Origin of the sequence: Mesorhizobium sp. M8A.F.Ca.ET.057.01.1.1 (assembly GCF_003952565.1) — a bacterium.
In the GTDB taxonomy this organism is placed as follows: domain Bacteria; phylum Pseudomonadota; class Alphaproteobacteria; order Rhizobiales; family Rhizobiaceae; genus Mesorhizobium.
In genome coordinates, this window is record NZ_CP034454.1 from 2,190,862 (window position 1) to 2,212,250 (window position 21,389).

The 21,389-nt window shown below is 65.5% G+C and carries 25 protein-coding genes and 3 pseudogenes; 14 read left to right on the forward strand and 14 right to left on the reverse strand.

What is annotated here, in order from left to right; all coding sequences use genetic code 11:
* Positions 1–51: 51 nt before the first annotated feature.
* On the reverse strand, positions 52–1,299 hold the full coding sequence (gene dinB, locus EJ077_RS10050; protein WP_208701620.1) for a DNA polymerase IV: 1,248 nt from the start codon (positions 1,297–1,299) through the stop codon (positions 52–54).
* A gap of 129 nt (positions 1,300–1,428) precedes the next feature.
* Positions 1,429–1,845 carry a winged helix-turn-helix transcriptional regulator gene (locus tag EJ077_RS10055; protein ID WP_208701622.1) on the reverse strand — a complete coding sequence of 139 codons (417 nt, stop codon included), beginning with the start codon at positions 1,843–1,845 and terminating at the stop codon, positions 1,429–1,431.
* 108 nt (positions 1,846–1,953) lie between these two features.
* Between EJ077_RS10055 and EJ077_RS10060 the strand changes: the two genes are divergently transcribed.
* The 6 genes and pseudogenes from EJ077_RS10060 (at position 1,954) to EJ077_RS10080 (ending at position 6,057) form a co-directional block, all read left to right on the forward strand.
* Positions 1,954–2,541: a dihydrofolate reductase family protein gene (locus EJ077_RS10060; protein ID WP_208701624.1), complete on the forward strand. Its 588-nt coding sequence runs from the start codon at positions 1,954–1,956 to the stop codon at positions 2,539–2,541.
* Between the two features lie 128 nt (positions 2,542–2,669).
* Positions 2,670–3,545, forward strand: a complete 876-nt coding sequence (locus EJ077_RS10065; protein ID WP_208701626.1) for an SDR family oxidoreductase — start codon at positions 2,670–2,672, stop codon at positions 3,543–3,545.
* Between the two features lie 286 nt (positions 3,546–3,831).
* A pseudogene (locus tag EJ077_RS32535) lies at positions 3,832–4,170 on the forward strand (alpha/beta hydrolase fold domain-containing protein); the annotation flags it as partial.
* A 110-nt stretch (positions 4,171–4,280) separates the two neighbouring features.
* A complete protein-coding gene (locus EJ077_RS32540) occupies positions 4,281–4,592 on the forward strand; it encodes an alpha/beta hydrolase (protein WP_281040210.1) in 312 nt (103 codons plus the stop codon).
* Between the two features lie 2 nt (positions 4,593–4,594).
* Complete coding sequence (locus EJ077_RS10075; protein ID WP_208701628.1) at positions 4,595–5,128, forward strand: dihydrofolate reductase family protein; 534 nt, start codon at positions 4,595–4,597, stop codon at positions 5,126–5,128.
* A complete protein-coding gene (locus EJ077_RS10080; RefSeq protein ID WP_208701630.1) occupies positions 5,125–6,057 on the forward strand; it encodes a sigma-70 family RNA polymerase sigma factor in 933 nt (310 codons plus the stop codon). The genes EJ077_RS10075 and EJ077_RS10080 overlap by 4 nt, the downstream gene beginning before the upstream one ends.
* A gap of 15 nt (positions 6,058–6,072) precedes the next feature.
* Here EJ077_RS10080 and EJ077_RS32765 read toward each other — a convergent pair whose 3' ends face one another.
* Entirely contained in the window at positions 6,073–6,462 is a 390-nt protein-coding gene (locus tag EJ077_RS32765) for an ankyrin repeat domain-containing protein (protein ID WP_416859545.1), read from the reverse strand.
* A 54-nt stretch (positions 6,463–6,516) separates the two neighbouring features.
* Complete coding sequence (locus EJ077_RS10090; protein ID WP_416859553.1) at positions 6,517–7,392, reverse strand: alpha/beta fold hydrolase; 876 nt, start codon at positions 7,390–7,392, stop codon at positions 6,517–6,519.
* Between the two features lie 159 nt (positions 7,393–7,551).
* Between EJ077_RS10090 and EJ077_RS10095 the strand changes: the two genes are divergently transcribed.
* Positions 7,552–8,457, forward strand: coding sequence for a LysR family transcriptional regulator (locus EJ077_RS10095; protein WP_208701636.1), 906 nt, complete (start codon positions 7,552–7,554; stop codon positions 8,455–8,457).
* A gap of 9 nt (positions 8,458–8,466) precedes the next feature.
* Here the strand turns inward: EJ077_RS10095 and EJ077_RS10100 are convergent.
* The 4 genes and pseudogenes from EJ077_RS10100 to ada all read right to left on the reverse strand — a co-directional run bounded on the left by EJ077_RS10100 (position 8,467) and on the right by ada (position 11,428).
* Positions 8,467–9,209, reverse strand: a pseudogene (locus tag EJ077_RS10100) (2OG-Fe(II) oxygenase).
* On the reverse strand, positions 9,206–9,751 hold the full coding sequence (locus EJ077_RS10105) for a methylated-DNA--[protein]-cysteine S-methyltransferase (RefSeq protein ID WP_208701638.1): 546 nt from the start codon (positions 9,749–9,751) through the stop codon (positions 9,206–9,208). The pseudogene EJ077_RS10100 and the gene EJ077_RS10105 overlap by 4 nt, the downstream one beginning before the upstream one ends.
* Positions 9,752–10,066: 315 nt before the next feature.
* Entirely contained in the window at positions 10,067–10,300 is a 234-nt protein-coding gene (locus EJ077_RS10110; protein WP_208701640.1) for a hypothetical protein, read from the reverse strand.
* Between the two features lie 12 nt (positions 10,301–10,312).
* Positions 10,313–11,428, reverse strand: a complete 1,116-nt coding sequence (gene ada / locus EJ077_RS10115; RefSeq protein WP_208701642.1) for a bifunctional DNA-binding transcriptional regulator/O6-methylguanine-DNA methyltransferase Ada — start codon at positions 11,426–11,428, stop codon at positions 10,313–10,315.
* Positions 11,429–11,514: 86 nt separating this feature from the next.
* Between ada and EJ077_RS10120 the strand changes: the two genes are divergently transcribed.
* Entirely contained in the window at positions 11,515–11,736 is a 222-nt protein-coding gene (locus tag EJ077_RS10120; protein WP_135882035.1) for a helix-turn-helix domain-containing protein, read from the forward strand.
* 64 nt (positions 11,737–11,800) lie between these two features.
* Here the strand turns inward: EJ077_RS10120 and EJ077_RS10125 are convergent, their stop codons facing one another.
* Positions 11,801–12,493 carry a winged helix-turn-helix transcriptional regulator gene (locus EJ077_RS10125; RefSeq protein WP_208701644.1) on the reverse strand — a complete coding sequence of 231 codons (693 nt, stop codon included), beginning with the start codon at positions 12,491–12,493 and terminating at the stop codon, positions 11,801–11,803.
* Positions 12,494–12,668: 175 nt separating this feature from the next.
* Here EJ077_RS10125 and EJ077_RS10130 point away from each other — a divergent pair, with 175 nt between their 5' ends.
* Together EJ077_RS10130 and EJ077_RS10135 are read left to right on the forward strand one after the other, a co-directional pair.
* Entirely contained in the window at positions 12,669–12,995 is a 327-nt protein-coding gene (locus tag EJ077_RS10130; RefSeq protein WP_208701646.1) for a DUF1330 domain-containing protein, read from the forward strand.
* A gap of 106 nt (positions 12,996–13,101) precedes the next feature.
* The gene (locus EJ077_RS10135) at positions 13,102–13,635 is read left to right on the forward strand and encodes a hypothetical protein (RefSeq protein ID WP_208701648.1); all 534 of its coding nucleotides are present in this window, start codon (positions 13,102–13,104) and stop codon (positions 13,633–13,635) included.
* A 47-nt stretch (positions 13,636–13,682) separates the two neighbouring features.
* Here the strand turns inward: EJ077_RS10135 and EJ077_RS10140 are convergent.
* Positions 13,683–14,134: pseudogene (locus EJ077_RS10140) on the reverse strand (ester cyclase).
* Positions 14,135–14,365: 231 nt separating this feature from the next.
* Here EJ077_RS10140 and EJ077_RS10145 point away from each other — a divergent pair.
* Positions 14,366–16,471, forward strand: a complete 2,106-nt coding sequence (locus EJ077_RS10145) for an EAL domain-containing protein (RefSeq protein ID WP_208701650.1) — start codon at positions 14,366–14,368, stop codon at positions 16,469–16,471.
* A gap of 104 nt (positions 16,472–16,575) precedes the next feature.
* On the opposite strand, the gene EJ077_RS10150 is transcribed toward EJ077_RS10145, so the two are convergent.
* Entirely contained in the window at positions 16,576–16,770 is a 195-nt protein-coding gene (locus tag EJ077_RS10150; protein ID WP_208701652.1) for a hypothetical protein, read from the reverse strand.
* Between the two features lie 200 nt (positions 16,771–16,970).
* Here EJ077_RS10150 and EJ077_RS10155 point away from each other — a divergent pair, with 200 nt between their 5' ends.
* Positions 16,971–17,696, forward strand: coding sequence for a 3-keto-5-aminohexanoate cleavage protein (locus EJ077_RS10155; protein ID WP_208701654.1), 726 nt, complete (start codon positions 16,971–16,973; stop codon positions 17,694–17,696).
* A 13-nt stretch (positions 17,697–17,709) separates the two neighbouring features.
* Here EJ077_RS10155 and EJ077_RS32005 read toward each other — a convergent pair whose 3' ends face one another.
* The 3 genes from EJ077_RS32005 to EJ077_RS10165 are packed head-to-tail and all read right to left on the reverse strand — an operon-like array spanning position 17,710 to position 20,078.
* On the reverse strand, positions 17,710–17,979 hold the full coding sequence (locus tag EJ077_RS32005) for an AMP-binding enzyme (RefSeq protein WP_245458776.1): 270 nt from the start codon (positions 17,977–17,979) through the stop codon (positions 17,710–17,712).
* Complete coding sequence (locus EJ077_RS10160; RefSeq protein WP_416859546.1) at positions 17,940–19,223, reverse strand: AMP-binding protein; 1,284 nt, start codon at positions 19,221–19,223, stop codon at positions 17,940–17,942. The genes EJ077_RS32005 and EJ077_RS10160 overlap by 40 nt, the downstream gene beginning before the upstream one ends.
* 39 nt (positions 19,224–19,262) lie before the next feature.
* Complete coding sequence (locus tag EJ077_RS10165; protein ID WP_208701655.1) at positions 19,263–20,078, reverse strand: p-hydroxycinnamoyl CoA hydratase/lyase; 816 nt, start codon at positions 20,076–20,078, stop codon at positions 19,263–19,265.
* A gap of 122 nt (positions 20,079–20,200) precedes the next feature.
* Between EJ077_RS10165 and EJ077_RS10170 the strand changes: the two genes are divergently transcribed.
* Positions 20,201–20,692 carry a MarR family winged helix-turn-helix transcriptional regulator gene (locus EJ077_RS10170; protein ID WP_245458706.1) on the forward strand — a complete coding sequence of 164 codons (492 nt, stop codon included), beginning with the start codon at positions 20,201–20,203 and terminating at the stop codon, positions 20,690–20,692.
* Between the two features lie 127 nt (positions 20,693–20,819).
* Positions 20,820–21,383, forward strand: coding sequence for a cytochrome b (locus tag EJ077_RS10175; protein WP_208701657.1), 564 nt, complete (start codon positions 20,820–20,822; stop codon positions 21,381–21,383).
* The last annotated feature ends 6 nt before the right edge of the window (positions 21,384–21,389 follow it).

A 21,389-nucleotide genomic window follows, 5' to 3' on the forward strand; every position in this document is an offset into this window, starting at 1 on the left:
GGTTCGGCACGTTGATCCGCAAGGCGTGAGCGACGGGGAGGGCTCCTCCGCTCACAGTTCCTTTTCCGCCAGTTCCCTGAATTCGTCGGGCACCGAACGGGCTGTCTCAAGCGCCAAAGTGCCGTAGCCGACCGCCTGTTTGCCGAAGCGCTCGCGGATCTTGTCGATGGCGCGGTCGGCGCCGAAGCGCGCGAGGCCCTTTCGGCTGCCGGGGCGGCGCTTTTCGTCGGCAAGGCCGAGCGGCAGGTCGAGCTGCAGTTCGGCGCTCTCCTCCAGATGCGAGACCGAGATCGCCAGCAGCGAGATGGTTTTCTCCCGTGGGTGATCGGCGAGCACGCCGCGCACCAAGTCGCCGGCGATCTCGGCCAGCATGATGGTCGCCGAGATCGGCTGTTCCAGCGTGATTGAGCGCGTGACGGCGCTGAGATCGGCGAAGCGCACGCGCACCGTCACCGTGCGGCCGGGACGGTTCTTGGCGCGCAGCCGGCTGGCGACGCGGTCGGCCAGATGCAGCAGTGTCGGCACGATCACCCGCGCCACGGCCGGTTTTTGCCCGAGTGCCGATTGCGCGCCGGCCGAGTGCGCCCGGCGCTTCGTCTCCAGCTTGCGCGGATCGCGGTTCCACGCCAGGGCCGCGAGCTTGTCGCCGGCGGCGGGGCCGAGCAGCCGCGTCAGCGCGCCGCTGTGGGTGCGGGCCAGTTCGCCGATGGTCTCGACGCCGGTCTCGGCAAGCCGCGCCCTGGTTGCCGGCCCGACGCCCCACATCAGCGAGACCGGCAAATCGTGCAGGAAGGCAAGCTCGATGCCGGGGTCGACCACCACCAGCCCGTCGGGCTTGGCAACCTGCGAGGCGATCTTGGCCAGGTGCTTGGTGCGCGCCACGCCGATCGAGATCGGCAGGCCGAGTTCTGCCCGCACACGGCGGCGGATCATCGTGGCGATCTCTTCTGGCTGTCCGAACAGATGCGTGCAGCCGGCGACATCGGCAAAAGCCTCGTCGATGGAAATGCGCTCGACCACCGGCGTGAAATCGTCGAGCACCTTGATTGCCGCGTCGCCCAGCCGCTGGTAGTGGCTGAAATTGCCGCCGACGAAGATCAATTGCGGGCAAAGCTCGCGCGCCTTGCGCCCCGGCATGCCGCCGCGCACGCCGAAGGCGCGCGCCTCATAGGAGGCAGCAAGCACCACGCCGCCGCCGACCGCGATCGGCTTGCCGCGCAGGGTGGGGTCGAGCAATTGCTCGACCGAGGCATAGAAGGCGTCGAGATCGGCATGCAGGATGGTGGCCGTCGTTTCCATCCTGTTCCGCTCATCCGCGATTGCTGATAGACCGGAACATATAGAGAACAAAAGCGGACCATTGTCAATCTGGAGCTTCCGGGCGCCAACGTTGCGGAATCCCGCTGCTTTCGGTCCAATCGCCCCCGCCTACACAACATGCTCCGCTCGCAGCGCTGCCTTCATCCGTTCCAGCGCCGGTTCGCCGCCGGCCGCCAGTTCCTCGGCGATGCGGGCCAGCTCGTCATCGGCCTTGCGATGCTTGCTGCCCCAGGCGCCGAGCGTGGCAAGCACCGGAAGCAAATCGATGCCGGCCTCGGTCAGCCGGTAGATCGCCTTCAATCCGTGGCTCGGGTCGTCGCTGCGGGTGAGGATGCCTTCGTCCTGCAGTGTCTGCAGCCGCTCGGCCAGGGTGCGCGAGGAAATGCCTTCATCGGATTGCAAGAACTCGCGAAAATGCTTTTTGCCAGCGAAGATCAGGTCGCGGATGATGAGCAGCGTCCAGCGGTCGCCGAACAGTTCCAGCGACAGGTTGATCGGGCATGCGGATCGTTCGCGCGTCGACATCCCTATGGTTCCAATTTTAAATCACTTTACTATTGACATCATTTTTCCCGGCAGGTCAAATGGTTCCGAAAGTAAACCATAGCTGAGCAAATCTGAAAAGGACACTCGATGAAAAGGCTCATCCTGCAGATGCAGATGTCGGTCGACGGTTTCGTCGGCGCCGATGCCGATCACCCGTGGCAGCTTTGGGAGTGGGGCGACGACAATGGCTGGGACGCCGAGCTGAAACAGGATTTCAACGCCGTGTTCGCCGGCATCGACACCATCCTGCTCAGCCGCAAGATGGCCGAGGAGGGCTATCTCACCCATTGGGGCAATGCGGCGAGGAAATATCCGGCCGATCCCTTCTATGCTTTCGCCCGGCGCATCGTCGAAGCGCGCAAGGTGGTGCCGAGCGACAGGCTCAAAGCCTCGCGTTGGGAGCGCACGACGGTGGTGAGCGGCGACCTGCCGCGCGAGGTCAACGCGCTGAAGGCGGGCGAGGGCGGCAACATGGCCGTCTTCGGTGGCGCCGGCTTTGCGTCGGCGCTGATCGCGGCCGGGCTGGTCGACGAGTTCCAGCTGTTCGTCAATCCTGCCGTGCTGGGCGCCGGCCGCCGCATCTTCGACGAGGGCGGTTTCCGAAACCTGCGGCTGCTCGGCTCGAAGGCCTATGCCTGCGGCATGGTGGTCAGCCGCTACGCGCCGGCGGGCTGATCCGGCGCATACGGGCCTCGCGCCGATAAAAAAGCCGTTTGGCCGGAATCCTTTGCCCGCTTTTCTTCGTCTTCAAGATGCGGTCGTCGAAAGGGCGGCCGCATCAATGCTGAATGGAGAGACAGACCATGATCCTGGTGACAGGCGCCACCGGCCTGAACGGCAAGGCAATCGTGCGCGAATTCGCACGGCAGAAGTATCAAGTGAGGGCGCTGGTTCGCGATCTGGACCGGGCATCCGCGGCAGGGCTCGGCGGACTTGCCGGCATCGACCTGATCGAAGGCGATATGCGCCGGGCGGAGACGCTTGGCGCGGCACTCGACGGCATCGATCGCGTGCTGATGATTTCGACCGCCGCGCAAGACATGGTCGAGACGCAGTGCCGTTTCATCGACGCCTGCAAGCAGGCCGGCGTCGCGCATGTGGTGAAGTTTTCCGGTGCCGAATCCAACATTGGCTATGACGCGACCAAGTTCCGCTTCACGCGCATGCATGAGGAGGTCGAGCGCTATCTGGAGGGAGCAGGCATGGCGTGGACTCACCTGCGCCCCAGCCAGTTCATGCAGGTCTATCTGCGCGACGCGCCGACCATCGCCGCGGAAGGCGCATTTTACCTCGCGCTCGGCGATACCGAACTGTCGCCGGTCGATGTCGAAGACATCGCCAAGGTCGCCGTCCGGCTGCTGCGCGATGGCGGCCACGAAGGCGAGAGCCTCGACATGACCGGACCCGAGGCGCTGACAATGAGCGACATCGCGACGCGGATTTCGCAAGGGATCGGCAAGCCGGTCCGCTATGTCGATATCAGCCCGCAGGAGCGCCGGCGCAATCTGCTCGCCGCCGGCGTCCCTGCCGACTTCGCCGATGCGCTCGACGAGCAACTGGCGGAGCGGCGGCGGCGGCCGAAATCGCGGGTGCACCTGGCCACGCATGAGATGTTCGGCGTGCGGCCGACGCCGTTCGTCGAATTCGCCCGGCGGCATGCCGCGATGTTTGGCGGTTGAGCGCGTCCGCAAAAAAATCGCCCACCGCCACGTATCCTTTTTACCTGCCCGTACGTCTCTGCCTTCCGAAGGTCGCGCCTTGCGCGATCCGCAACTCCAGGAGAATATCATGGCGAGCATCGAGAGCGAGGCAAACAGGAACCATTACGCGGCGATCGCGGCCAATGCGGGCAAGCTGACCAGCCCGCAGGCGATCATCGACCACAACGATGTCCATTGGACGGCACTGACCGGCGAGCCGCGCGGCGTCGACTATATCGAGGTCGATGCCGGCGGCGTGCCGGCGATGTGGGTCGTGCCAAAGGGCGCCGACGAGCAGCGGGTGCTGGTTTATGCGCATGGCGGCGGCTTCATCGGCGGCTCGATCTACACCCACCGCAAGCTGGTCGGCCATCTCGCCAAGGCCGTCGGCTGCCGGGCGCTGGCCTACGATTATCCGCTGGCGCATCAGGCCAAGCATCCGGCCCAGCTCGAGGCGGCGATGGCAGCCTGGAACTGGCTTGCCGACCAGGGCTTCGACCACCGGCGGATGGTGATCGCCGGCGACTCCTGCGGCGCGGTGCTGACCTATGGCGTCCTGCAGCGGCTGCGCGCGCAGGGGCGGCCGCTGCCCGTTGCCACGCTGATCATCTCCGGCTGGTTCGACATGGCGATGACCGCTGCCAGCTACGAGACCAACCGTGAAAAGATCCGGCCTTCGCCAAGGCCGGCGTCGACTGGCTGGCGGCCAATTTCATCGGCGATGCCGATCGGCGCGATCCCGAGGTCAGTGCGCTCTACGCCGACCTCTCCGGCTTTCCACCCGTCTTCCTGCAGGCCGGCGCCGACGAGACGCTGGTCGACGAAAGCCGCATGTTCGCCGAGCGGGCGAGACAGGCAGGCGTCGAGACCCGGCTCGACGTCTTCGACGGCATGCTGCACTCCTTCCAGATGATGGCCGGGCGGGCGCCGGAGGCCGATGATGCCATTGCCCGTTTCGCCACCTGGGTAAGGCCGAGACTGGGGCTGCCGGCAGCCGATGAGAAGACCAGCGAAAGGGCGGCGTGAGCATGCGGCGGCTGATCGTGTCGAGTTTCATCTCGCTGGATGGCGTCATCGAGGGACCCATGACATGGGCCTCGCCGTTCTTCGTCGGGGAGAATGTGGACCATGCCTTGCAGGCGCTTTCGAACGTCGAGTTCTTCCTGCTTGGCCGCGTCACCTACGAGATGTTCTTCGCACGCTGGCCTGACATCAGGGATAGCCCCTATATGGACCGCATCAACGGCCTGAAGAAGCTGGTCGCCTCGACGACACTGAAGACGGTGTCGTGGAATGCCGCGCTGATCGAAGGCGACGTCGCCGAGGCGCTTGCGGCGCTGAAACGCCAGCCGGGCGGCGACATCCTGAAATATGGGGTGTCGCAGCTCGACCGCACCTTGCTTGGCGCGGGGCTGGTGGACGAGTATCATCTGTCGATCGTGCCGACATGGGTCGGGCACGGCAAGCGCGCCTTCGACGATGTCGGGCCGGTCGATCTCGATCTTGTCGGCACGCATCGTTTCGCCAATGGCGTGGTGACCCTGACCTATGTGCCGCGATGAACCAGCAGATCCGCAACCCCCCCGACACGACGCAAGCCATGCGGGCCTGGCCTGAGCCCGACCGCGTGTTCGACCTGCGCTATGCCGCGTTCCTGGAGACGGTTTCGCATCTGCGCGCCAGGCTGCATCGCTATTGCGCGCGCATGACCGGCTCGGCGCTGGATGGCGAGGACATCATGCAGGAGGCGCTGTTCGAAGCCTATCGCAAGATCGAGCTGCTCGACGATGCGCAGGCGCTGCGGCCGTGGCTGTTTCGCATCGCGCATAACAGGTGCATCGACTTCATCCGCAACCGCCGCACGCGGCACGCGGCCGAAGCCTTCTATGCCGGCGACGATATCGTGCCGCCGGTCGAGCCGGCCGGTCCGGGCGCCGGCCGCGCCATCGAGCGGCTGGTGGTGCATCTGCCGCCGAAGGAGCGCGCCTGCGTGCTGCTCAAGGACGTCTTCGACCATTCGCTGGACGAGATCGCCGATTTGGTCGGCTCGACATCGGGCGGCGTCAAGTCGGCGCTCAATCGCGGTCGCGCCAAGCTCGCCGCCTTGCCCGCGCAACCGGTCGCAGTGCCCGCGCGCGACCCCGATCTCGAGCGGCTGCTCGGCCGCTATGTCGAACTCTTCAATGCCAGGGACTGGGACGGGGTGCGGGCGCTGACCAGCGCCGATGCGCGGCTGCGGGTGTCGGACTGCTATAACGGCCTGCTCTCCCGCTCGCCCTACTTCGTCGAATATGGGCGCAGCGAGCTGCCATGGCGCATACGGCCAGATGTGGTCGAAGGGGAGGACGTTCTGGTCGTCGACAGGCGGCAAGACGAGGAGTGGCGGCCGGCCTATCTGGTGCGCATCCATGCACAGGGCGGCGTCATCGACCGCATCGCCGACTATTATGCGTGTCCGTGGATCCTGGAGATGGTGGCCGCCGATGGATGATGAAGGCGCCTATCCTTACGTGTCGAAGAACTTCGCTGTGTCATAGTTTGCGATGGTCACGGCCAATGAACGTGGACTCACGCCATGAACGTTCGCTGCGTCAGGGTCCGCTCCCGCATCCAATAGCGGGGTGATAGCCTCAGCACCACCCCGATATGACATTACTGCTCGCCACAAGGGGCTGTTGCCGTTGGCGTCTCGCGGCTCCAACGCCACTCCCGCTCGAATGAGCATCCGAACTAAATCCCCGTCGCAGTTCTGAGCGGCAAAGTGCAAAGCGGACCAGCCTGCCCTGTCGATTGCGTTCTGATCAACGCCGCTCTCCAGTAAGCGCTGGGCAAGTACCATCTCGCGATCAATTATCGCGTTAATGAGGGCGGTGCGTCCCATTCTATCCCTATCCATTCGTTAGAGATACCAGCTTTGGGAGCGACCGCAATTGGGGTAGTCGATCGGTTGTTACCTTGAGAGGAAATCCGTGATCAGCTTGACCGTGGCATCCGGGTTTTCCTCCATGATCCAATGGCCGGACGCTGGCACGATGGCGCCCGTCACGTCCGAGGCGACAAAGCGCAGGACATCAGCCTGGCTCGTGCCGGCGGACTTTTCCGCACCCGCGGCGAGCACCGGCAGGGACAGCTTGCCGCTGCTGGCCAGCATCGCCTGGTTGTCGATGGCGTCCTGGTCGAATGCCTTGAACTGCTCGAAGGCGTCATGCATGGCATGCGGCCGCGCATAGAGCTTCGCATAGTGGGCGCGCGTCGCCTCGTCGATCTTCTTAGGGGCGGCCGACAGTTCGTTGTAGAAGCGGTCGAGGTAGATGCGCTCGCGGCCCGCGACCAGCCGCTCCATGTCGGGGCCGCGGAAGTTGAAGTGCCACAGCAGCGGGCTCTGCTTGATCTTGTCCCAGTCGCCGATGCCCGGCAGCGGTGCGTCGATGACGACCCATTTGGTGATGCGCTTGGGATATTGCGCGGCCAGCGCATAGCCGACCATGTTGCCGATGTCGTGTGTCACCAGGTCGGCCTTGTCGATCTTCAGCGCGTCCATCACGCCGACGATGTCGACGGCCTGGTTCTTCTTGGTATAGCCGTCGTCGGGATGCGCCGAAAGGCCCATGCCGCGCAGGTCCGGCACGATCACCGTGTGGTCCTTCATCAGGGCTATCGCGGCGGGCGCCCACATGTCGCCGGTATCGGCGAAGCCATGCAGCAGCACGACCGCCGGGCCTTTTCCGCCCACGCGGACGTGCAGGCTGGTGCCGTTGGTCTTGATCGTCTGTGTCTTGAAACTGGCAGGAAAAGCGACCACGCGGGCCGAGGCCGGAACGCTCATTGCCAACAACCCGAGCACGATGACCAAAGGACGAAACATGAAAGAACTCCTGGAGGTTTGTTCTATCACCGCAGTATCGCGGTTTTGTGAACTATGACACCATGCCCTTGATTTCGTTAGGCGACAGTCGCCTGATTGTGAATTCGGGAAAGCCGAACAATGCTGAAGCTCGAAGCCGCCGCCGCCTTTGTCGCCGTGGCGGAATCCGGTTCGATCACCGAAGCGGCCAGGCGCATGGCGCTGTCGAAATCCGTCATCAGCGAGCGGCTGTCGGAACTCGAACGCGGCCTCGGCACGAAGCTGCTGGACCGCACGACGCGCAAGCTTTCCATCACCGAGACAGGGCGAAGTTTCTATGAACGCGCCAAACGCATCATGCAGGAGGTGGCGGATGCCAGCGCCGAGATCGCCGAGCGCCGCGGTGAACTCGCCGGGCCGCTCAGAATAGCGGCGCCGACCAGCTTCGGCATCTTGCATCTCGGCCCGGCGCTGTATGGCTTCCTGGCCAAGCATCCGGGGATTGAGCTGACGCTCGATCTCGACGACCGGTTCATCAGCATAGTGGCCGACGGCTACGACGCCATCTTGCGTCACGGGCCAGTGGTCGATGACGGCCCCGTCATCGTCAGGAAGCTGGCTTCCAGCCGGCGCTTCCTGGTGGCCGCGCCGGACTATCTCGAGACATTCGAGCGGCCCGGGACCATCGAGGACCTGAAACGCCACAAGGGCATCATCTACTCGATCCGGGGTGCCGCCGACTGGCGGTTCAAGGTTTCACGGCGGCTGATGACTGTCCGCCCTCAGACCACCTTGCGCGTCAACAACGGGATCCTGATGCGCGATGCCGCGCTTGCCGGCCTCGGCCTGGCCCTGCTTCCGGCCTATTTCATCCAGACGGAAATCGCCGACGGGCGGCTGGTGAGCGTCGATGTCGGCGCCGAGCCGGAAGGAGCCAGCATCTACATGGCCTTTCCCGAGGACCGGCGCGGATCCGCCAAGCTGCGCGCGCTCACCGCATGGCTGCGCGATGTGTTTGGCGACCCGCCCTATTGGGAAGAAGCATGAGGCCGGCATTCACCTGGCATCGTGGAAGATAATGCCGACCGTATGGCGCATGCCTGAGCGCAGCCGGCTGACGCCGTGGCGCAGATTGACGCGGTAGTTGCCTTTCGTTCCCTGTACCGGCCGGTTGTGGACGGCGAAAGCCACCGCATCGCCCTGGCGCAGGGGCACCACCTCGACCCGGCTCTGCATGCGCGGCCGCTGTTCGGTCAGCGCGAATTCGCCGCCGGTGAAATCCTCGCCGGGCTCCGAAAGCAGGATCGCCACCTGCAGCGGGAAGGCCAGGTCGCCATAGAGGTCCTGGTGCAGGCAGTTGAAGTCGCCGGGTACATATTGCAGCAGAAGCGGCGTCGGCCTGACCTGGCCGGCGGCATGGCACTGTTCGAGGAACGCGGCATGCGTGGCGGGGTAGCGCATGGCGATCCCCATGCGTTCGTTCCAGCGGTTGGCGACCTCGGCCAGCCTGGGATAGAGCGCGCCGCGCAGGCCGCCGATCAGGTCGGGCAGGGGATAGCGGAAATAGCGGTATTCGCCCTTGCCGAAGCCATGCCTGGCCATGTGGATGTGGCTGCGGAAATGCTGCTCCTGGGGTAGAGGCCGGCGAGTTGCCGGCACTCCTGCGGCGACAGCAGCTTTTCCATCACCGCGCAGCCGAAGCCGTCGAGCTCGGCGGTGAGCGCCGGCCAGTCGTAGGCGGCGATCCGTGTCTCGGCAGCTTCAACCAGCGATGGGGCAACCCTGGCGTCGGCGTTCATATCGCCGCCTCCCGCTCCAGCAGGGCGCGCTTGCGTTCGGTCCCCCAGCGATAGCCGGACAGCGAGCCGTCGGCGCGCAGCACGCGGTGGCAGGGAATGCCGAGCGCGATGGCGTTGGCGGCACAGGCCGTCGCCACGGCGCGGGCGCCGTCCGGCATGCCGAGGCGCCGGGCAAGGGCGGCGTAGGTGACCGTGGCGCCGCACGGAATGGTGCGCAGCGTCTCCCACACGCGCTGCTGGAAGGGCGTGCCGTGGCGCATGTCGAGCGGCAGGTCGAGGCCGGCGCCGGGCATTTCGATGAAGCGCGCGATGGCCGCGAGATCGTCGCGCAAGCCGGCCTCGTTTTCGAGCAGCATCCTGCCGGGGAAGCGGTTGGCGAGGTCTTGTTCCAACGCCTCGCGGTCGGAGCCGATCAAAATGGCGCAGACGCCGAGATAGCCGCGCGCGACGAGAATGCTGCCGATCGCGGATTGGCTGGTGGCGTAGGCGATGGTGTCGAGGGCGGTAGCTGTCATTTGGGTGTTGGCTAGCATGAGGTTCATTGTCGTCACTCCTTGTTGTGTCTGAACCCTACCGGGGTGGCCTGCCGCTCTCACTCCGGTGCTTGCTTTCAAATTCGAAACTTGTTGTCCGAGGATGAACGGCGCCAAGGTAAGTGCTCTACGGCGCCCCCCTCTGTCCTGCCGGACATCTCCCCCACGGGTGGGGAGATTGGCCGTCACGACGGCTTTCGCCAATCTCCAATGCTGCAAGAAGAGAGCCGGCGCCGGAACTGCCAATCTCCCCCTCGTGGGGGAGATGTCCGGCAGGACAGAGGGGGGCGCCGTAGAGTGCCAACTTCGCCCCAAACCAAGCGTTCATCCGACCCGCGTCACCGAACCTTCGCCCAGCTCGAATACCTCGCCGGTCGAGAGTCGCAGTTCCGTCTCACCACTTGCCGTACGACCCCACTCGGCCTTGCCGTCATCGATCAACTTGCCGATGGCAGCCAGCACCAGCGACTTCGCATCGTCCGCGCGCTGCCGGACATCGACCTTGCCATGGGTTTGTCGGTTTTCACCGGCGGCGGGAGAGCTTGCCATCGCGCGCATCGCCGGTTCCCGTCAGTCCTGCGAAGACGGGTAGGCGTTGGCGGCTGGCATCGCCTCCCTGTCGAGCAGGGCGCGTTTGCGCTCGGCGCCCCAGGCATAGCCCGACAGGGCGCCGTCCTTCCGGATCACGCGGTGGCAGGGGATAGCGACCGCAAGGGCGTTGGCCGCGCAGGCGGCGGCGATGGCGCGGGTCGCCTTGGGCGCGCCGACACGCCGCGCGATCTCGGCATAGGAAACGGTGTGGCCGGCCGGGATGTCCCGCAAGGCCTGCCAGACGCGCTGCTGAAACGCGGTGCCGCGCACGTCGAGCGGCAGGTCGAGACCGAGCTCCGGCGCCTCGACGAAGCCGACGACGCGGGCGACCAGCGCCTCGTAGTCGCTGTCGCCGCCGACCAGCCGCGCCTTGGGGAAACGGTCCTGCAGGTCGCGCACCAGCGCGTCGGGATCCAGGCCGAGCAGGATCGAGGCGACGCCCTTGCGGCTCGAGGCGACCAGGATGGTGCCGAGCGAAGTTTCGCCGACGGCGAAGCGGATCTCTTCGTTGGCGCCGCCGGCGCGATAGCGCGTCGGCGTCATGCCGAGCATGCCGGTCGACTTTTCGTAGAAACGCCCGCTCGAATTGAAGCCCGCATCGTAGATCGCCGATGTCACGCTGACGCCGCCTTCCAGCCCCTGGCGGACCCGGGCGGCACGGCGGGCCGCTGCATACTCTTTCGGCGTCAGCCCGGTGACCGCCTTGAAAACGCGGTGGAAATAGCCGGGACTTCGGCCGGCGGCATCGGCCAGTTCGGCGAGCGAGGGTTCGTCCTCGCTCGCCTCGATCCTGCGGCAGGCATCGGCGACCACCGCGGCGTTGGCGGCCTCGAGCGAAGGGCCATCCGGATTGCAGCGCCGGCATGGGCGAAAGCCTGTCGCCTTCGCCTGTTGTAAAGTGTCGTGCAACTGGACATTGGCGGGGTTGGCGCGCCGGGACGGGCAGGACGGCCGGCAATAGACGCCGGTCGTCGCCACCGAATACCAGAACGCGCCATCCGCAGATTTGTCGCGCGCGACGATGCGCGCCCAGCGCTGGTCGTCGGCAACCGGCAGCGGCGTGGATCTCAGGTCCTTGGCCAGGGTGATGAACATGGCCGTATTGAAGCCGTGGAAAGCCGGCCCCGCCACCCGTTTCCTGCAAACAAAGAATATGACAAGATCGCCCCGGAGAAGGTGTGATGGAAAACATTCGACCCATTAAGACTGAAGCCGATTACGATTGGGCGATTGGCGAAATCACAAAATACTTCGAGAACGAGCCGGAGATCGGCTCTCTCGATGGTGATCGCTTCGATGTTCTCGCGACCCTGATCGAGGCCTATGAGAACAAGCACTACCTGATTGGAGCATCCGATCCCGTTGACGGGTCGCATCCAGCCGGATTCAAAGACTCGCTGTAAGCCCTTGTTTTCGCGGCATGCCGCCCAAACTCGATGTGCGTTTTGGCGACATGCACGGCCTGTCCTACGCCGCGCGCTTGGGCTCCACCGCGAAGGGGCTGAGGCCGAGCCAGGTCTGCATTTGCCTGCCGATGGCCTGGTCGCCGGTCAGGACGACCTTCGGGCCGGCCTTCTCGACGGTGAGCAATCCCATCCAGATCGCCGTCATCGTGTGCAGGTCGGTCGAGACATAGAGGTCGACGTCGAAGCCCGGATCGTACCAGCACAGGTCGACCTCGCCGTGCTTTTCGACGATCAGCCACCAGGAGCGTTTGGAGGCGGGGAGTTCCTGATACAGAAATTGTATCACCGTGCGTCCTTCCGGCAGCGGCGAGGGGTTCAAATTGCGCCGCATGTCCCACATCAGCAGCGACGGGTCGAGGTTCTTCAGCGACAGCCGGGACTCGACCCATTTCTGGCCCCAGAACCCCATCGCCTCGACGACCGGACGCAGATCGCGGCCGGCCTCGGTCAGCCGGTAGTCGAAAATCCCTTTTTCTCCCTGGACCTCCTTGCGCTCGACGATCCCCGCCAGCTCAAGCTCCTTCAGCCGTTGCGACAGAAGGGTCGGCGACATTTTGGGCACGCCGCGGCGCAGGTCGTTGAAGCGGGTCGACCCCGCCACGAGCTCGCGCATCAGCACCATCGTCCAGCGGGTGCACAGCACCTCGGCGGCCATCGATAGCGGGCAGAACTGTTTGTATCCGTGCTGGGTCATGACTGTGCCTCTCCCTCGAACCTGCGGCCAACATTAGTCCTTCGTGATTGAAGCGGCGAGTACAGAAACTGTACCGGCCCAGTACAGATCGCGGACTGGCTGGCGCTGGCCCTGCCATGCGAGCCCTTTGGCCGGTGCACGGGATACCCCTGTGCGCCGCAACCAGGAGACCACAATGACTGCTTACGTTATCGCGGACATCAAGATGAAGGACCCGAAATGGGTCCCGGCTTACGTCGCCTCGGTGCACGACCTCGTCCACAAGCATGGCGGCAAATATCTGTCGCGAAGCGGCAATGTAACGACGCTCGAAGGCATGCCGCTCGACACCACGCTGATCGCCCTGATGGCCTTCCCGTCGGAAGCCGCGGCGCGCGCCTTCACCAGCGATCCGGCCTACGCGCCTTTCGTTTCGGCCCGCCAGGACGGCAGCGACAGCCGTTTCCAGCTGATCGACGACACCGATCTGGCCGGAACGATCCCGTACTTGCCGAAGGGATGACCGGCATTCGCCACGTTCTCGCGATCTCCACGCAACAACAGCCACGGCGCTTGCCTGTCGCGCCGCCGTATTGTCGGCGGCCGGCCAGCCGTGCTTTTCAACAGGAATGGATATGAAATCAAACTTTCGCAACGGGCTTCTCATGGCGGGAGCCATGCTGGCCGTCTGCACGACCTTCGCCCAGGCGCATCAGGAGGCGGCGGGCGCGCCGGACGCCAATCCGCTGGCCGAAAAAGTGCGGGCAGCCAACAGCCGGTTTCTCGACGTCAACGCCGCGACGGCGGAAGGCTATGCGCCCATTCCCTGCGCCAGCGGCATCACCGGCGGCGCCATGGGCATCCACTATGTCAATGGCGGGTATCTGAAGGACGACAAGATCGACATCGCCCGTCCCGAAGCGGTGATGTACGAGCCGATGGCCGACGGCACGCTGAAGCTGGTGGCGGTCGAATACATCACCTCGAAGGGGCCGGCGTCGCTCGAGGGACAGCTGTTCAACTTCAACAGCGCGCCCAACCGCTATGGCCTGGGTGAGTTCTACGAACTGCATGTCTGGGCCTGGAAAGGCAACCCGACCGGCACCTTCGCCGACATGAACCCGAAAGTGTCATGCGAGCACGTGATGGCGCCGAGCCAGTAACCGGCACGGCCAGGCGGTGTTGATGCCGCCTGGCCGAAGTCTCGAGTTCAGGCGGCCTTGATCAGGCCGAGCTGGGTGAGGGCGGCGACGCCGTCGTCGAGGCCGATTTCCTCGACGATCCTGCCATCCACCACCTTCAGCACCGTGGTGCCGGTGAACCGCATGGTGCGGCCGGTGGCGGCGGGCAGCGAACCGGCGAGGAAATCGCCGAAGGCCGGGCCGGTATGCGTGCCGCCGCCCTCCCACTGGCCGACGACATAATCGCCCTCGGCGATGAGCTCGGCGGTGGCCCAGAAGTTGAGATCCGGGAAGGCGGCACGGAAATCGGTCATGAAGGCCTTGATGTCGTCGCGGCCGCGGCGCGGCTCGTGCAGCGAATATTTCAGCAGCATGTCGGGCGCGGCGACGGCGTCGACAACGGAGAGGTCGCAGGTTTCACCCCAGAAGTCGGTGAACCATCTCTGACGACGACGGCCTTGTTGTCTTCCTGCTTGGTCATAGGGAGGTCCTCTTCTTGTCTGGCTTTGGGGATCACCTGTGTCGATGATCCGGGCCATCCCTAGGACGATCGGACGCGCGCAAAACTCCGGTTCTTGCCGGCCAATCGAAAGGCGCAGAGCCGCAACGGCCGGTGATGGCGGCGCGCCTCCGCCGCCTTGCGCGACAAGTAACGCTTTCTTCTCTGGTTTTGCCGCAGATTGCTCGCGGGATGGGGCAGGCGAAACGGACGATGGCGCGTCAGGGCAGGAAAAATCGCAACGGAGCGTTCTGGGCCAAGGCCCTGGAGAGCGCCCATCTTGGCGTCTGGGACTGGGATCTGCGCACCGGCGACTGCTTCTATTCGGCGACCTGGGCGCGAATGCTGGGTTACGGCGAGGATGAACTCGCCAACACCAGCGACCTGTGGCTGCAACTGACCCACCCCGACGACCGCGAGCGGGCGCTGGCCAGCGGCGACCGCCACATTGCCGGGCTGACCGACGCCATCGAGACCGAACTCAGGCTCAAGCACAAGCAGGGCCATTGGATATGGGTGCTCGACCGCGGCGGCATCGTCGAGCGCGACGCCGACGGCAAGCCGCTCAGGCTGATGGGCGTGCAGACCGACATCTCGAAGCAGAAGGCGGCCGAGGCCGCGCTCGAACAGGTCAATGTGCGCTTCCGCCTGGCGCTCGCCGCCAGCGGCACCGGCATCTGGCACTATGACATGGCCACCAACAAGAGCTATTGGGATGCCCGCACCCGGGACATATTCGGCCTCGTTGCCGACACCGACGAAGTGTCGGGCGGCCTCTGGCATACCTATCTGCATCCCGACGACAAGGAAGCCACCGAGCAGGCGCATTTGCCGACGCCCGGTTCGGACAAGGTTACCGCCTCGCAATACCGCATCATCAGGCGCGACGGCGCCATCCGCCACGTCGAGTCGCTGGTGCGCTTCGTTGCCGCGGCCGGCGCGGCCGGCCTGGTTCTCGGCACGGTGCGCGACATCACCGAGGACAAGCTGCGCGAACAGGAGCTTGCCTTCGCGGCCCGCCATGACGCGCTGACCGGCTTGTGGAACCGCGCCGCCTTCGACAGGCTGCTCGCCGACCATATCGCCACGGGCGTGCCGCTCGCGGTGTTCTACATCGACCTCGACTACTTCAAGGCGCTCAACGATTTCGCCGGCCATGCCGCCGGCGATCTGGCGCTGAAGAGCGTGGCCGCGGGCATTGGCCGCTGCCTGCCGCCATCGGCGCATGCGGCGCGGCTCGGCGGCGACGAGTTCGCGCTGATGGTGCCCGATTGCGACGCCGTGCAGGCCGAGCGGCTGGCCGGCGCCATCCTGGCGGCCGTGCGCGACGCCGATCTCGGCGTTGCCGCGACCTCACGCCGGCTGGCTGCCAGCATAGGCATCGCCATCGTCCGCGACCGCGTCACCACGGTTGCCGACGCGCTGGCCTGCGCCGACGATGCCTGCTACGCGGCCAAGGCCGCCGGGCGTGATCGCTTCGCGCTGTTTTCGACCGATGCCGTCTCCGGTTCGGGCGGCCTCAACGCCGCACGGCTCGCCGCCGACACGGTGGATGCCATGGAGGACGGCAGGCTGAAACTGTTCGGCCAGGAGATCCACCGGCTGGGCAGCCCCTGGGAAGAGACCCGCCATGTCGAGGTGCTGGCGCGGCTTGCCGGAAAGGACGGCCGGCTGATCCCGCCCGGCGAGTTCATACCGGCGGCGGAGCGCTTCGGCATTGCCGCGCGGCTCGATCGCTGGATCATCCGCACTGCGCTGTCGCGGCACGGCGCGGCGATGAAATCCGGCGCGATCACGCTCGGCTTCAACCTGTCGGCGCAGACGCTGAGCGATCCGGGACTGTGGGACTTCGTCGACAGCATCATCGCGGAAACCGGGGCGCCGCATTCGGGCATCGGCTTTGAAATCACCGAAACCGCCGCCGTCACCAATTTCGATGCCGCCGAAACCTTCGTGCGCAAGGCGCGCGAGCGGCACTGCAAGGTCAGCCTCGACGATTTCGGCGCCGGCATGAGCTCGTTCGAATATCTCAGGCGCTTCCCGGTCGATGCCATCAAGATCGACGGCTCCTTCATCGAGCACGTCACGGAAAGCCGCTTCGACCGCGAGATCGTGCTGGCCATCACCAGCATTGCCCGCAGCCTCGGTTGCGCCGTCGTGGCCGAGAAGATCGAGCGGCAGGACACGGTGGCCATGCTGGATGACATGGGCGTCGAGTTCGGCCAGGGTTTTCTGCTGCACCGGCCCGAACCGCTGGAGCGAATCGTGGCGCGGGCGGCGCGAATGGCCGACGGCGCATCGAGACGCAGGGCGTCCTGATGGACAAAACGCATGTCGCTCCAAAAGCGACCTGGATAGCGACATGCGTGAAGACGGAGACTTGATGCGCGCAGACTGATTCCGTTCAGCGCGACGCGTTCTGTTCAGCCGAGTCGGCGCGCCGCCACTCGCGGAAATTCCAGCACCCCGGGTTCCGGCTTCCTGTGCTGTGCTTCCGCCACCGTCTCGATCAGCAGGTCGAGGGCCTCGCAAGTCGAACGGCTCGTCTCGTCATTGCCGCGCAGATAGTGGTAGGCGCGTTCGAGATGGAGCCGGGCGGCTGAAAAATCGCTGGTCAATGGTTTCCCTCCATGATCCCGCCCTAATGTATCCTGGCCCGCCTGGCGCAACGTGGGGTAAATATCCACCGGCGCTTTTTATTCAAATGCTGGCGAATGCCGCGCGGCGGCGGCGCCGTCGTGTCAGGAGTGACGGTGCCAAGGCTTTGCGCGGTGTAGCGGCGCAGCTAGACTGCGCTCTTTTGTCCGAGGTGAAATCGATGATCGTCCAGGCCTGCATCAATGGGGCGCGTCCGCGCGATTTCCATCCCGGCCTGCCGCTGACGGCGCAAGCGATGGCCGGCGATGCCGCGGCCTGCGTTGCCGCGGGTGCGGCCGAACTGCACATCCATCCGCGTGGCGCCGACGGGCGCGAAAGCCTGGCGGCGGTGGATATGACGGTCCTTGCCGTGCGCCAGGCCTGCCCCGGCACATTGATAGGCGTATCGACCGGCGCCTGGATCGAGAACGATGTGGCCCGGACCCGCGCGGCGATCGCGGCCTGGCGCGAGCTGCCTGACTATGCCTCGGTCAATCTCTCGGAAGCCGACGCGCCCGATGTGATGGAGTTGTTGCGCAGGCAGGGCGTCGGCATCGAGGCGGGGCTTGCCACCACGCAAGATGCCGAGCGCTTCGTGGCGCTTGCCGATCACGGCCGCGTGCTGCGCATCCTGATCGAGATCGACATACCGGACCTGCCCAAGGCCCTCGACGAGGCGCACGGCATCGCCGCCGTGCTCGAGCGCGCGGGCGTGCGGCGGCCAATCCTGCTGCACGGCGTCGACGGCACTGTCTGGCCCTTCGTGGAGCTTGCGCGGGAAAAGCGCTGGTCGACACGGGTCGGGCTGGAAGACGGCAAGACGCTCGCCGATGGAACGGTGGCGAAGGACAATGCGCAGATCGTGGCCGCGGCCGTGGCGATGTTTCGCTCCACGAGTATGAGCTGAACCGTGGCCCGCCTCAGACTCGCTGCCCGTCCGGTGCTGTCCAGGCACGCAAAACGTGTTTCTGAATCTTGCCGGAGGCGGTGCGCGGCAGCTCCTCGATAAGCAAGAACTGCTTCGGCACCTTGTAGCGTGCGATGTGGGCGGCGCAGTGACTTGCCAGAGCGGTCGGATCCAGGACCCGACCGGATTTGACCACGATGAAGGCGCGGCCGACTTCGCCCCAGCGCTCGTCGGCGATGCCGATCACGGCGGCTTCGGCGATGTCGGGATGGTCGAGCAGCACCCTCTCGATTTCCATGGGATAGACGTTCTCGCCACCGGAGATGAACATGTCCTTGCGGCGGTCGACGAGGGTGACGAAGCCTTCGTCATCGCGCCGCGCGATGTCGCCGGTGCGAAACCAGCCATCGCTGGTGAAGGCGCGCGCCGTCTCGCCAGGCCGGTTCCAGTAGCCCGGCGTGATCGAGGGCCTGACAGCCATATCTCGCCCGGTTCGCCGGCCGCGACATCGCGGCCGTCATCGTCGACGATGCGAAGGCCGATCGTCGGCGCCGGCAGGCCGGCCGAGCCGGCCTTGCGGGCGATCCGCTCGGCCTCGACCGGCATGCCAAGCACGGTGCCGGCCTCCGTCATGCCGAAGCCGTCGACCATGCGGACGCCTTGCGCCAGCCACCAGTTGATATCGATGGCCGGGTTCGGCGCGCCGCCGGTGAAGATGGCGGTGAGGGACGTCCAGCGCGCCGGCGCGAAGTCGGGATGTTCCCGCAGCATCCTGGCCATCTGCGGCACGCAGAAGTAATGGGTGATTCCAAGCGTGGGGTCGGCCAGGCGTCGGTTGGTGGCAGCGGCATCGAAGCCGGGCGAGACCAGCACCGCCCCGCCTTGCAGCAAAGGCGGGCGCAGGCTGGTGATGAGACCGATGACATGGAACATCGGCGCATCGCAGAGGAAGACGCTGGCATTGCCGACGCGCCCGAGCACGCCGAAATTGACCGCCGTGGCCAACGCGTTGCGCTCCGTGACGACGACGCCCTTCGGCCGGCCCGAGGTGCCCGACGTGTAGAGGATGATCGACGGTGCATCGCTGTCCGGCAAGGGACGGCGCGGCGCAGGTGCCTGGGCCTCGACCGCCCTTGCGAAGGCCGCGACTTCGACCGACAGGCAGCCTACCGGCAACGCCATTTCGAGTGGCGCGTCATGCAGCAGCAACACCGGGCCGCAATCGGCCAGGATCGCCTGCCGTTCGGCGCCGGCGAGCCGCCAGTTGAGCGGCACGAAGACGGCGCCGAGCCGCATCGCGGCCTGCTGCAGGACAAGCAGGTCGGCGCCGTTACGGGCAAGCGTGGCGATGCGTTGCCCCTGTTCGATGCCATAGCCGGTTTCGAGGACGCCGACGGCGCACTGGATGGCCCGGTCGAGCGCCGCATAAGTCCAGCGCCGGCCGGATGCCAGGTCGACGCAGGCAAGACGATCCGGCTGCGTCCCGGCATGCAGGGCCACGGGATCCGATGTCGTCCAGGCCGGCATTCGCATCTCCTCCCAGATTTGCGTCGATGGTTTATAGCGTCATCTGGCCTTGTCGTATGCGCCAAGACCCGGTTTGTAGCTCTTCTCGTCGATGAACTGGCGGATGCCTTCCTTGCGGCCGTCATTGTCATGGAAGTTGGCCGCTTCCTGCGCCCGCACGAGATAATCCTCGGCATTGTCATAGGTCATTTCGGCGACGCGGCGGATCGCGTCCTTGGTCGCCTTCAGGGCAATCGGGTTCTTTTTCAAAAGGACGTTCGCAACCTCGGTGACACGCGTCTTCAACTCGGCCAGCGGCAGGCTTTCATTGACCAGCTTCCAGGCGGCGGCTTTCCTGCCGTCGATGAGTTCGCCGGTCAGCGCGTGGTACATGGCGTCGCGCATCGACAGGAGGTCGACCACCACCTTGGTGGCGCCGCCGCCGGGCAGGATACCCCAATTGATCTCGGACAAAGCGAATTGCGCCTCGTCGGCGGCGAAAGCGAGGTCGCAGGCGAAGAGCGGGCCATAGCCGCCGCCGAAACACCAGCCATTGACCATGGCGATGGTCGGCTTGCCATACCAGCGCAGGCGCCGCCACCAGCCATAGGCTTCGGACTGCGCCTTGCGGATGGCGCCGAGGCCCTTGGCTTCGGTCTCGCGGAAATACTCCTTGAGGTCCATGCCCGCCGACCAGGCGCTGCCTTCGCCCGACAATACCAGCACGCCGACATCGTCGCGGAATTCGAGTTCGTCCAGAACGTCCATCATTCGCCGGTTGAGCGCCGGGTTCATGCAATTGCGCTTGTCCGGCCGGTTGAAGCGCACCCAGGCGATGCCGTTCTCGACATCGAAGGCAACGGTCTCTTCGGTCATGCTCAGTGTCCTCCCATGGATTTCACATTCACGGAAATTGCTATGATGCATAGCTATCTATTTGCTATGTCGCATAGTCTTTTCTGCTTGACAAGGACTTTGATCGCGGCGATCGGTTCAACATGGATGACACTGAAATTCACGCTGATCCCAGAACGCGCCCCGATCCTGCTCAGCCGGCGGCGATGGCCGAAGACGCGCTCGATGCGCAGATCGGCTACAATCTCAGGCGTGCCTCGACCTTGGCCCTGAGTGATTTCGCGGTCGAGCTGGCCGATGCGGCGTTGCGGCCGGTCACCTACGGCATGCTGGCGCTGATCGACGAACAGCCCGGCATCCGTGCCGCGGAACTTTGCCGCCAGCTCGGCATGAAGAGCGCCAACATGGCGCCGCTGCTTGCCGAACTCGAGGGGCGGGGGCTGGTCGAGCGCGACGACCATGCCGACGACAAGCGCGTGCAGGTGCTGACCCTGACAGCGGCCGCACGCAAGGCCATGCCCGGATGGCGGCAACAGGTTCGCCGGCACGAAGACCGGTTCCTGCATCGGCTGACAGCCAAGGAGCGGGCAACGCTGCTTCGCCTGCTGCGCCTGATCTGGACGGAGCAAGGCTAGGACCTTGCCAGCCGCCGGCGAACACAGCACCGCCAGCCGCGCGGCAACCCATGTCACTTCAGGAACAGATGAAATAAGGCCACATTCGAGCGCGATGGGAGATGTCCAACCGCTTCGGAGCTTTCGCATGTCGCTGTCCGGTACGACAACCCGTTACGGGCGCCTCGCCCAGGCATTTCACTGGCTGACGGCACTGCTGGTGCTCATTGCCTTCCTCGTCTCCGCGGGTGGCCCTCCGGAGCGGGTCTATTCGGCGGCCAGGGCGTCGACGCTGCTGCTGCACGAGTCGCTCGGCTTCGCCGTTTTCTGCCTGCTGGTCATTCGCCTGGTCTTGCGCCGGTTCGATCGCATTCCCGATGCCCCGGCCATGCCGACCTGGATGGAGGTCGCCTCCAAGGCAACGCATTGGGCGCTCTATGCGCTGCTGTTCGCGGTTCCGGCGACAGCCATGGCCGGCGCCTTGTTCGGCGGCCACCCGGTCACCGTCTATGGGCTGCGAGCGATCGGTCCGTTTTCCGGCACCTGGGGCGCTCCGCTGGCCGAGATCCACGGCACGCTCGGCGATATCATCATGTGGCTCGCCGGTCTGCACGCGGCCGCCGCCATCTTCCATCACGTCTTCCTTCGTGACCGGGTGCTGAACCAGATGCTGCCGGGCCTGCCCGATCCATCGTCCGGGCAGGGCGGCTGAACGCGG

Bases quoted from the DNA above. Each gene is read 5' to 3' on its own strand.
- dinB (WP_208701620.1), bottom strand. From the start codon at position 1,299: ATGGAAACGACGGCCACCATCCTGCATGCCGATCTCGACGCCTTCTAT.
- EJ077_RS10055 (WP_208701622.1), bottom strand. From the start codon at position 1,845: ATGTCGACGCGCGAACGATCCGCATGCCCGATCAACCTGTCGCTGGAA.
- EJ077_RS10060 (WP_208701624.1), top strand. From the start codon at position 1,954: ATGAAAAGGCTCATCCTGCAGATGCAGATGTCGGTCGACGGTTTCGTC.
- EJ077_RS10065 (WP_208701626.1), top strand. From the start codon at position 2,670: ATGATCCTGGTGACAGGCGCCACCGGCCTGAACGGCAAGGCAATCGTG.
- EJ077_RS10075 (WP_208701628.1), top strand. From the start codon at position 4,595: ATGCGGCGGCTGATCGTGTCGAGTTTCATCTCGCTGGATGGCGTCATC.
- EJ077_RS10080 (WP_208701630.1), top strand. From the start codon at position 5,125: ATGAACCAGCAGATCCGCAACCCCCCCGACACGACGCAAGCCATGCGG.
- EJ077_RS32765 (WP_416859545.1), bottom strand. From the start codon at position 6,462: ATGGATAGGGATAGAATGGGACGCACCGCCCTCATTAACGCGATAATT.
- EJ077_RS10090 (WP_416859553.1), bottom strand. From the start codon at position 7,392: ATGAGCGTTCCGGCCTCGGCCCGCGTGGTCGCTTTTCCTGCCAGTTTC.
- EJ077_RS10095 (WP_208701636.1), top strand. From the start codon at position 7,552: ATGCTGAAGCTCGAAGCCGCCGCCGCCTTTGTCGCCGTGGCGGAATCC.
- EJ077_RS10105 (WP_208701638.1), bottom strand. From the start codon at position 9,751: ATGAACCTCATGCTAGCCAACACCCAAATGACAGCTACCGCCCTCGAC.
- EJ077_RS10110 (WP_208701640.1), bottom strand. From the start codon at position 10,300: ATGCGCGCGATGGCAAGCTCTCCCGCCGCCGGTGAAAACCGACAAACC.
- ada (WP_208701642.1), bottom strand. From the start codon at position 11,428: ATGTTCATCACCCTGGCCAAGGACCTGAGATCCACGCCGCTGCCGGTT.
- EJ077_RS10120 (WP_135882035.1), top strand. From the start codon at position 11,515: ATGGAAAACATTCGACCCATTAAGACTGAAGCCGATTACGATTGGGCG.
- EJ077_RS10125 (WP_208701644.1), bottom strand. From the start codon at position 12,493: ATGACCCAGCACGGATACAAACAGTTCTGCCCGCTATCGATGGCCGCC.
- EJ077_RS10130 (WP_208701646.1), top strand. From the start codon at position 12,669: ATGACTGCTTACGTTATCGCGGACATCAAGATGAAGGACCCGAAATGG.
- EJ077_RS10135 (WP_208701648.1), top strand. From the start codon at position 13,102: ATGGATATGAAATCAAACTTTCGCAACGGGCTTCTCATGGCGGGAGCC.
- EJ077_RS10145 (WP_208701650.1), top strand. From the start codon at position 14,366: ATGGCGCGTCAGGGCAGGAAAAATCGCAACGGAGCGTTCTGGGCCAAG.
- EJ077_RS10155 (WP_208701654.1), top strand. From the start codon at position 16,971: ATGATCGTCCAGGCCTGCATCAATGGGGCGCGTCCGCGCGATTTCCAT.
- EJ077_RS10160 (WP_416859546.1), bottom strand. From the start codon at position 19,223: ATGCCGGCCTGGACGACATCGGATCCCGTGGCCCTGCATGCCGGGACG.
- EJ077_RS10165 (WP_208701655.1), bottom strand. From the start codon at position 20,078: ATGACCGAAGAGACCGTTGCCTTCGATGTCGAGAACGGCATCGCCTGG.
- EJ077_RS10170 (WP_245458706.1), top strand. From the start codon at position 20,201: ATGGATGACACTGAAATTCACGCTGATCCCAGAACGCGCCCCGATCCT.
- EJ077_RS10175 (WP_208701657.1), top strand. From the start codon at position 20,820: ATGTCGCTGTCCGGTACGACAACCCGTTACGGGCGCCTCGCCCAGGCA.